This window comes from Actinomadura rubrisoli, assembly GCF_004349215.1.
Taxonomy (GTDB): domain Bacteria; phylum Actinomycetota; class Actinomycetes; order Streptosporangiales; family Streptosporangiaceae; genus Spirillospora; species Spirillospora rubrisoli.
On the sequence record NZ_SMKU01000026.1, the window covers coordinates 36,792 to 46,791 of the forward strand.

The window sequence follows — 10,000 nt, forward strand, 5'->3', positions numbered from 1 at the left end:
CGCCTTGACAGCCACTCCGTTCTTCCGTGACCGGCTCGTGCTGGTGACCGGCGGCGCGCGCGGTGTGGGACGCGAGATCGTCCGGATGCTCGTGGCCCAGGGCGCGCATGTGATCATCAACTACTTCCACTCGCGCGATGCCGCACGCGATCTGCGGGCCGAGATCACCGAGCGGGGCGGACGAGCCGATCTCATCTGGGCGTCGGTCGCCAAGCAGGACCACGTGGAGCGCATGTTCGAAGAGATCACCGAACGCCACGGGCACCTCGACACCCTGATCAACAATGCGGCGGCCGGGGCCGTCCTGCCGCCCGAGCAACTGGAGGAAACGCACTGGCTACGCGGATTCAGGACGAATGTGCTCGGCAGCTTCTGGTGCAGTATGGGTGCCGCCCGGCTGATGGCCGATCGACCGGGCGCGGCTATCGTCAACCTGTCCTCGATAGGATCCGACCAGGTCACCCATCGCGACTACATGTCGCTCGGGTGCACCAAGGCGGGGGTCGAGGCACTTACCCGGTACCTGGCCGTGGAATTGGCTCCCCGGGGTATCCGGGTCAACACCGCGTCGGCCGGCCTGCTCGCCAGTGAGGTGGCGGGACTCTTCCACGAGGCCGACCGGTGGAAGAATTCGATATGCGAATCCACCGCGCTCCATCGCCTCGGCACCATGGCCGAACTGGCCGCCCTGGTGCTGTTCTTGGCCTCGGACGACGCACAGTGGATCACCGGCCAGAGAATCGTCGCCGATGGCGGCTTCGCGCTGGCCCCCGGCCCGCTGGGCATGTGGCCGGGCCACGAGGCGGCCATGGCGCCGGACGTCGCCGCCACGCCGTCCGCCCCACCCGCGCGGCCTGCGTATGGGGGCCCGGTCGCGGTGGTGGGCGCGGGCGTGGCCGTCCCCGGAGCGAGCACATTGGAGGAACTGTGGGAACTGCTGCAAGGCGACCGCGATGTGTTCAGTGAGCCGGACCGGTACAACATCGATGACTTCCACTGCCCCGATCCAGCCGTATCCGACCGCACCTACACGCGCGTCGGAGGGTACGTCAAGGCGTTGCGCGCGCATCCGGAGCTGGCCCGGGAACTGCGCGCCGGCGACTGGCCGAGTGACACAGAACTGGCCCCGAGGCTCCTGAGGCACTGCCTGCACCAGGCACTTGAGGGAGTCGCAAGGGACAGCGCGGACCGCTGGCTCTTCTCGGCGGGAACCGGGCTGCAGTACCTGTTCTTCGAGCACGCGCTGATGAACTCGTCCTACCTGGCCCGATTCGAGCATTTGCTTGATCAAGGCCCGCTGAGGGACGCCGTCGCCAGCGCCTTGTCGGCGCACTATCACCATGACGGTGTAGTGCCGCGCGACATGCTGTCCGCCGACACCTACCGCATGGTCGCCAGCGGCCTGCTGCCGGAATCCACCGAAATGGTGTCCGTGGACACCGCGTGTTCCACGGGCCTGTACGCTCTCGACCTCGGGATCAGGGCGATTCGCGAAGGCTCGTGCGATGTGGCCGCCTGCGGAACGGCGTTCGAGTACACCCCGCGACTACAGGTACTGCTCGCCCGCGCCCACGCGATCAGCCGCAGCGGCCGTGTCCGCGCCTTCGACCGCGACGGCGACGGGACGATCTTCGGCGAGGGCGCCGGCATGGTGATCCTCAAGCCGCTGGACCGCGCGCACGCCGACGGCGACCCGGTGCTGGCCGTGCTCGCCGGCACGGGCGTGGCCTCCGACGGCAAGGCCAAGGCCATCTACGCGCCGAACGCCGCCGGCCAGCGGAAGGCGATCTCACACGCGTGGCGGGACGCCGGCATCGGCGACCGCGACATCGACTGGGTGATCGCCCACGGCACCGGCACCCCGGCCGGTGACGAGACGGAACTGGCCGTGCTGTCGGAGTTGATCGGCACCCAGGGCGCCCCCTGCCCGATCACCTCCAACAAACCGATCGTCGGGCACACCGGATCGACCGCCGGCATGGTCTCGCTGCTGCATGCGATCCTGGCCATGCGCCACGACCTCATCCCGGCCCAGCGAATGTTCAGCGGCCCCCGGACCCCTCTCGACCCGGCCCGCACCCGTTCGACGATCCCCACCGATCCGGTGCCGTGGCCGTCACGGCTTGACCGTCCCCGCATCGCGGGCATCTCATCGTTCGGATTCGGCGGCACCGACGCCCACCTGATCGTCGCCGATGACCATCCGGCCCTCCCCGCCCCAGAGGCGAACGTGACCACGACCGGCGACCCCATGGTGCTCGTCGGATGGGCGGGCGGATTCCCGGGGGAGCCCGAAGGCGAGCAGGGCGCGCCGGCCGCGTGGCTGCGCGGACGCGGTCGTCCGCCGCCCTTGGACTTCGGCGCCGCCTATCCGCCCGAGCGCTGTACCGGCCTGCAGATCCCGCCGGCCGTCATCGAGCACCTGGACCGCGTCCAGATGATGGCTCTGGAGGCGACGGGACGGCTGGCCGCATCCCTCGGCGCGGCCTGGGAAGAGCTGACCGAGACCACCGGCGTCATCGTCGCCAATATGAGCGGCCAGCGACGCGCCGAGGACTTCGGCGAGCGCATCTACCTCGATGACTGTGGCCGGGCGTTGAGCGCACTGCCCGACCAGGACACCGTCGCCGCCGCCATGGAGGGCTTGCGGGACCAGGTCCGGAACGCCGTTCCCGCCACCACGGAGGATTCGATCGCGGGCTGCCTCGCGAACCTGGCGGCCGGAAGGGTCGCCAACTACTACAACCTGCGCGGGCCCAACATCTTGATGGACGCGGGGCTGGACTCGGCCGCGGCCGCGCTGCGCTGTGCCGAGCGCTGGCTGCGGCACGGCGTGTGCCGGCTCGCCCTGGTGCACGCTGTCAACGGCAACGCCACCGAATCCTGGCGGGCGCTGCTGAACGACCTGGTTCCGCCCGGCCGGAGCTTGGCCGAAGGCGCGCTGGCATGGGCGCTCACGACGCGATCGTTCGCCCGGCGGCGTGGCCTGCCGGTGCTGGCGACGATCGCCACGGAGATGGGCACCGGAGGCGAGGCGGGCTCCGACTCCCCGGTCCGGGGCACCGCATGGTCGATGCCGCCACTGCGGGGCGCCGACCGGACCTATCTGGCCGCCGACGGCCTCATCGCAGGTCTCAACGCCGTCCTCGCCAACCGCACGATCCATCTGAGCCCCGGAACACCCGACGCCCCTCGCATCATCATCGAGCCCGGCGATGGGCGTTACGGCGAGGGCGCTGATGAGGGCGCCGACGAGAACGCCGACAAGGGCGCGGGCGAGGGTGCTGACGAGGGCACGGGCGAGAGCGCCGCCCGCAGTCCGGCCGACGAGCACGACGTGGTCACGCTGTCGCTCAGGCCGAGCCCTTTGCCGGCGCGGTCCGTCCGGCGGCCGACTCAGGCGTTGCCCGCACACACGCTCGTCGTCACCGATGACGCCGGACTGGCCGAACAGGTCACCGCCGCCCATGGCAGCGAACGTGGTGACATGGCCATCTGGTGTCCCGCCGGACAGGAGGCGCCGTGCCCGGAGGCGGTCCCGGTCGACCCGCTGCACGCCGCCGCGGCGGCTGCCGAGCTACCGTTCAAGCCCCGGCATGTCCGGGTGCTGGCACGGCTGCCCGAGCTTTCCGCCGCCCCTGACGCCCCTGACGCGCCGGTCGACCGCCTGCTCATCCTGCACGATCTGACGTTCGCGGCCTTGCAGGCGAGCTTCGGGGACGCCGCCGAGAGCGGGTCTTTCGTGATCGTTCTCAAGGGCGGCCTCCGCCGTGATAGTCCTGCGGCCTTCGCCGGCCTGTTCACCGGCTTGACGAAGACCTCGCATCTGGAATCGCCCGGCATCTGGAGCTGCTGCCTGCTGCTGGACGATCAGGCCGCCGACGCCGAAGTGCTGTCGATCCTGGAGCGCGAGAGCACGGCATTCCAGCCGGCGACCGTCGTCGCTTACCGTGACCGTCGCAGATTGACGTACGCACTGGAGCAGGTCGAGACCGCACGCGGCCCCGGCACCCACGAGGACCTGTCGTTGAACGGCGACTCGGTAGTCGTCGCGACAGGAGGAGGCCGCGGCATCACCGCCCGCGTCCTCACCGCCTTGGCCGAGCGGACCGGCTGTCATCTGTACCTGCTGGGCAGGACCGATCCGAGCACTCTCGATGACGGCCCTCTTCCCAGCCGGCAGGACTTTCTGCGACTCCGGCTGGCCGCCGCACCAGGGCGGAGCGTCCGCGAGGCCAACCAGCTGTACGAGCGTCAGCGCCGGGCCCACGAGGTCCGCGCGACGTGCGAGGCGCTGTCCCAGCACGTCGGCGGTGACCACGTGCACTACCTGCGATGCGACGTCGGCGACCTCGCGGCCGTCCAGTCGGCGATACGCCTGATCACCGAGCGGCACCAGCGGATAGATCTGCTGATCCATGGCGCCGGCCAGAGCGCCTCCAAGGCACTGGCACGCAAGACCGTGCAGGACTTTCGCCGAGTGCGCGACACCAAGGTCCGCGGATATCTCAACCTCCGCGCGGCACTCCAGCGGAACGCGCCCACGCGGTGGTGCAACTTCAGTTCGCTGGCCGCCCTGACCGGGCAGCCCGGCGACCACGACTATGTCGCCGCCAACGACTTTCTGCTGACCGCGGCCTGGGCCTCCCGGCAGGACTCCGCATCGGAGTACAGCCTGCTGTGGTCGGCATGGAGCGATGTCGGCATGGCGAGCGACGACCTGGTCGCGGGCCGCATGCGCCGCAACGGTCCCGGCGATACGCCGATCTCGCCGGAGCGGGGGGTCGCGCAGTTCCTCCGCGCACAGGCGTCCGAGCCGCCCCCGGTCCTGGCCTATCCGCGTTCGGCCGAAGCGCGGACCCTGGGCGACATCGGGCTGGATCGCCCCAGCGAAACCGATCCCGAAACCGATCGCGAACCGGATCCCGGACCCGAAGCGTTCTCCCCGACACCGATGCTCGACCAGCAGGTGTCGCGCGGTGCCGACCAGATCGTCTTCACCAAGACGTTCACCACCGAAGGCGACTGGTGGCTGCCCCACCACGTCATCGACGACCGGCCCACCGTCCCCGGAGTGTTCACCATCGAGACCGCCGTGGAGGCCGCCAACCGGTTCAGGCCGGACCTGCGGCTCCTCCAGGTGCGTGGCTTGCGGCTGCACGCTCCGATCACCGTCAGGCCCGGACGCTCGCGCGCGGTCAAGGTGCGGGCCACGCTGCTGTCCTCACAGGACGAGCAGGCCACCGTGGCCGTCCACGTCCTGTCCGATGTCATCGCCCCTAACGGGACACTGCTGCGAGCGGACCGGCTCCACCATGAAGTCACCGTCGTCCTGGCCAAGGACCTGCCGCCGGCGCCACGTTGGGACCACCCCGAGCCCCTGGCCTCGGTGGCCCAGGACCCGACCGCCGTCCCGACCCGGTTCCTGCGCCTGACGGGACCTTTCGCGAGCATCATCGACCCCCGTCACGACGAACGCGGCAGCCTGGCCCACTACGGATTCCCCGCCCTTGACTCCCGAGAAGACCTGCGCGGATTCCTCGCCCCGGTCCTGATGATGGACGCGATGGTCCGCATGCCCATGTTCTGCCTCTCCACCGGGAACCGCTTCTTCCTGGGGCAGATCACCGAAGTGAACCGGATCGATGTCCATGCCGATGTGAACGACCTGGACATCATCGACACCTACCGGACCCGGACACGCCTGTGGGTGAACACGCGTGAGAACCAACAGGAGGTCGCAGCCGTTGCTCCTGACGGAACGGTGCTTCTGCGGATGACCGGCCTGCGGTATGTCTCCCACGCGATCCTCGACGCCGAAACGGGGGCGATCAGCACCGAACCCGGAGCCGGCAGACCTCTCGCCTTCGGTGGCCCGGAGGCATCGCCCCTGCCCGAGTCGTCGCCCCGGACGTCCTGAGATGCGGTGGGACGGCATCTTCCTCGCGGGGCTGGGGACGTGGGTCCCCCCGGCCCTTCCTGTCGGCGACATCATGGATCCAGAGTTCTGCGATCCGGGGACCGCTGAATTCCTGGGGTTCCGGCACATCGCCGTCTCAACGACCGCTTCGGCGATGGAGATGGCCGAGCGCGCCGCACTCCGAGCCCTGGCACATTCCCAGCACAGCCCCAAGGACATCGCCGGAGTCATCGCCGTCGACGTCTCCGGATACGACCACCACGCACCGGCGATGCGGATTCAACGGACCGTCGGCAGCGCCGGTATCGGGTACGAACTGCGAAACGCCAGCGCCAGCGACCTGGCCGCGATATTCACCGCGGCCGACCGGCTCACGTGCGATCCCACTTCGACGGCCCTGCTGATCGCCGCCGCGGACAGATTCGCCCTCCCCAAGTGGAATCGGTGGCGGGACGGCGGCGGAATCATCCTCGGCGACGCCGGGGCCGCGCTCGTCCTGTCGCGGTCTCCGGGCTTTGCCCGAGTCGTCGCCGGTGCGTACGGCAGCGCCCCGGAACTGGAGCACTACGGCCGCTATTCAAGAACGCGTGCTGTGCGCGGCCACGACACCTACTCCAGCTTCGGCGAGAGCGCGGAAACACTGCGTCATCACACCCGTGCAGTGATCGAGGCGGCCCTGGCGGACACCGATGTCTCTCATGTCGACCACGTGGCGATCACCGGAGTAGGCCGGCATCTGATCGCCCAACTGCTTCCACCGGAACTCTGCGCGTCTCCGTACGACACCACGTGGTCCTATTCACGAAATATCGGCCATACCTGTGCCGATATCACCCTGGGGCTGGCACACCTGCTGCGCAGCGGCCGCTTGTCCGCCGGAGACCATGTCCTCGCGATAGGTCTGGCGGTCGGCTTCAGCTTCTACGCCGTCGTCCTCCGAGTCGAGGAGACGGGCCCGCCCGGGAAGCGGCTCCAGCACGCGAGACGGTAGCCGATCGATCCTCGTACGCTGCTCCGCTCAGGCCGGCGGCGCGCGACCGCGAGACCGCGCGACGCCGGGGGCGGGGTCATCCGTCGAGGAAGCGCAGCAACTCCGCGGTGACGAACCGGGGGTTCTCCTCGACGAGCCAGTGCCCCGCGTTCGGCACGTCCACCGCGCGCACGATGTTGGTCATGCGCGGCGCCGCGGTGGCCCGGACCGGGGCGAGCTGCCCCTGGGCGGTCATGAGCAGGGTCGGGACGCGTGTCGCCGCCGCCACGGTGTCGCGGACGTCCTTGTCGAGGGCGCGGTAGAGGTCGAAGCCGCCCGACAGGGCCTTGGGCCGGCGGTAGGTCCGCGCGTACTCGTCGATCTCGGCCTCGGTGAACGGGGACCGGTCCGAGGTGCCGCCGAACGCCGTCCCGCCGAACGAGACCTGGGGGTAGAACAGCGCCAGGTACTCGCGGACGTCGTCGCCGACCACCGTCTCAGGGATCCGGCGCTGGGAGTGGAAGGCGATGTGCCAGCTCAGCGAGCGGTATTTGGGCCCGTCGATCGCGGGCCCGGGCAGCGGCAGGTCGAGGTAGCCGAGACGCGCGGTGTCGGCGGGGAACTGCGCGGCGTACTGGAACGCCACCGCGGCGCCGAGGTCGTGCCCGATCACGCGGGCGTCGCGCACCCCGAGCCGTCCGGCGATCAGGGTGTGCACGTACCGCGCCAGGGTGGCCTTGTCGTAGCCGGTCGGGGAGCCGGTGCTGTCGCCCAGCCCGGGGAGGTCGACGGCGTAGACGGTGTGGTGCTCGGCGAGCGCCGGCATGACCGCCCACCAGCCGAACCAGGTCTGCGGCCAGCCGTGCAGCAGCACCACCGGCGGGCCGCTCCCGCCGGTCACGTAGTGCATCCGGACGCCGCCGGCGTCGGCGAACTCGTGCCGGAAGGTCTTGGTGAACCGGGGGTCGTCCCGCGTGGCGGCGGCGTAGGGGGGAGCCTCGCCTGCGGCCGGCGCGGAGCAGGCCGCGGCGCAGATCGCGAGCAGGAGTGCGAGCGCGGCGGCCGCCGCCGTCCACGCGGATCGGAGGGAGCGGCGCCATGGTGCGGGGATCATGTGTTCCTGTCCTGGAAGGTGGTGGGTCAGCGCCCGGTGGCGCCGTCGATCAGTTCGCGGAGGATGTCGGCGTGACCGGCGTGGCGGCCGGTCTCCTCGATCATGTGGGTGAGCGCCCAGCGGACGCTGGGAGCGGGCTTGCCCGGCCGCGGGACCGGCGCGCCGAGGTCGGTGCACCCGTCGAGGACCTCGTTCGCGCGCTCGACCGTCCTCCGGTAGCGGTCGACGACGTCGGCCACGCCGTCCGCCGGCGCGGCATGGAACGTCGCCTTCCAGTTGGTGACCTTGTCCCCGAGGAACATCGAGCGCTCGACGAAGGTCAGGTGGTTGAGCAGGCCGAGCAGGTTCGTGCCCGACGGCACTCCGGCCGTCCGGACCTGCGGTTCGGGCGCACCGTCGACCTTCGCGGCGATCGAGGCCCGCAGGTAGTCGAGGAAACCGCGCAGGACCTCGATCTCGCTGCTTCCGGTCTGAGGCGGCGGTGTGTCGCGGCGGCGCGAGGTGGTGGGCATGGTGTTCTCCTTGGTCAGGCGGTGCGGCGGATGAGCAGGACGTGGTCGGTGACCTCGGCGGTGCGCCCGCCCGGCCCGGTCGCGATCCGGCGCGGCGCGTCGGCCCGCTCGACCGTCCACGCCGCCGGGTCCAGATCGAGGCCCACGGCGACCTCCTGCGGGGCCGGGTACCGGACGTCGGGATCCTGGTTCCACGACCACGGCGCGGTCGAGCCGTGGTCGACGACCAGCAGCCGCCCGTCCGAGCGCAGCGCGTGGGCGGCCGCGCGCAGGACGGACGCCCTGTCCAGGTCGAAGGGAGTGTGCAGGTAGTGGGCGCAGACCAGGTCGAACCCGCCCTGCGGGAAGGACGCGCGCAGGTCATGCCGCTCGGCGGTGACCCGGCCGCCCAGGCCGCGCGAGCGGGCCAGGCCGGCGAGCCGCTCGACCGCCACGGCCGAGATGTCGACGGCGGTGACCTGCCATCCCCGGCGGGCGAGCCACAGCGCGTCGCCGCCGTTGCCGCATCCGAGGTCCAGTGCCCCGCCCGGCGTCAGGCCCGTGACCGTCTCGGCGAGACGGACGTTCGGCCGCGGGTCGGTGGCCGCCGGCCGGGCCGCGTAGTGGCCGTCCCAGAACGCGACCGCATCGGTGGTGCTCATCGAGTCTCCTTTCGTCGGGACGCGTTCAGTCTCGCCATGCCCTCCCGATCTGGCACGAAATCTTGCGGTTCTGGCAAGATGACCCCATGGACGGCGAAACGGAAGACGTGCTCGGCGCCGTGGGACCGCGGCTGCGTGCGCTGCGCCGCGACCGCGGCATCACCCTCGCCGACCTCGCGGCGACGACCGGGGTGTCGGAGAGCACCCTGTCCCGGCTGGAGAGCGGGCAGCGCCGGGCGACCCTGGAGTTGCTGCTGCCGCTGGCCCGGACCTACGACGTCCCGCTGGACGACCTCGTCGGCGCCCCGCGCACGGGCGACCCCCGGATCCACCTGAAGCCGATCCGACGCTTCGGAATGGTCTTCATCCCGCTGTCCCGGCGCCCGGGCGGCACGCACGCGTTCAAGATGATCATCCCCGCCCGGCCGGAGCCCCTCGAACCGACCCCGCAGACCCACGAGGGCTTCGAATGGCTGTACGTGCTCAACGGCCGCCTGCGGCTCGTGGTCGGCGACCGCGACCTGACGCTGCCGCCCGGCGAGGCGGCCGAGTTCGACACGTCCTTGCCGCACTGGCTGGGCAGCGCCGACGGCGGTGCGGTCGAGCTTCTCATCCTGTTCGGCCAGCAAGGAATGCGCTCGCACGTACGCGCCGGCCCCCACAAGCCGTCTCATGGTGAGGACAAGCACTGAGATCAGCCTCTGTGTCCGTTGCCTGATGCGGAAGATCGGCTGCCTCGTCCTCGTTGCGATTGAGGAGACAGGGCCGGTCGATCTGATGCGTTTGGGTGGTGGGTCGTATGAGCGGGGGACGTGTCGTTCTGGTCAGTGGTGCCTCCAGGGG

General features: G+C 70.6%; 6 protein-coding genes. 3 read left to right on the plus strand and 3 right to left on the minus strand.

Annotation, left to right across the window (positions count from 1 at the left end; genetic code table 11):
- Positions 1–4: 4 nt before the first annotated feature.
- Together E1298_RS08450 and E1298_RS08455 are read left to right on the plus strand one after the other, a co-directional pair.
- The gene (locus E1298_RS08450) at positions 5–5,920 is read left to right on the plus strand and encodes an SDR family oxidoreductase (protein WP_165975367.1); all 5,916 of its coding nucleotides are present in this window, start codon (positions 5–7) and stop codon (positions 5,918–5,920) included.
- 154 nt (positions 5,921–6,074) lie between these two features.
- A complete protein-coding gene (locus E1298_RS08455; RefSeq protein WP_165975368.1) occupies positions 6,075–6,911 on the plus strand; it encodes a 3-oxoacyl-[acyl-carrier-protein] synthase III C-terminal domain-containing protein in 837 nt (278 codons plus the stop codon).
- A 76-nt stretch (positions 6,912–6,987) separates the two neighbouring features.
- Here the strand turns inward: E1298_RS08455 and E1298_RS08460 are convergent, their stop codons facing one another.
- From E1298_RS08460 to E1298_RS08470, 3 genes are read right to left on the minus strand one after another with little or no spacing between them, the layout of a single operon-like run.
- Positions 6,988–8,004: an alpha/beta fold hydrolase gene (locus tag E1298_RS08460; protein WP_131890743.1), complete on the minus strand. Its 1,017-nt coding sequence runs from the start codon at positions 8,002–8,004 to the stop codon at positions 6,988–6,990.
- Between the two features lie 26 nt (positions 8,005–8,030).
- On the minus strand, positions 8,031–8,516 hold the full coding sequence (locus tag E1298_RS08465) for a DinB family protein (RefSeq protein WP_131890746.1): 486 nt from the start codon (positions 8,514–8,516) through the stop codon (positions 8,031–8,033).
- A gap of 14 nt (positions 8,517–8,530) precedes the next feature.
- Positions 8,531–9,157, minus strand: coding sequence for a class I SAM-dependent methyltransferase (locus tag E1298_RS08470; protein WP_131890748.1), 627 nt, complete (start codon positions 9,155–9,157; stop codon positions 8,531–8,533).
- Between the two features lie 86 nt (positions 9,158–9,243).
- On the opposite strand from E1298_RS08470, the gene E1298_RS08475 reads away from it, so the two are divergent.
- Complete coding sequence (locus tag E1298_RS08475) at positions 9,244–9,849, plus strand: helix-turn-helix domain-containing protein (protein WP_131890750.1); 606 nt, start codon at positions 9,244–9,246, stop codon at positions 9,847–9,849.
- The last annotated feature ends 151 nt before the right edge of the window (positions 9,850–10,000 follow it).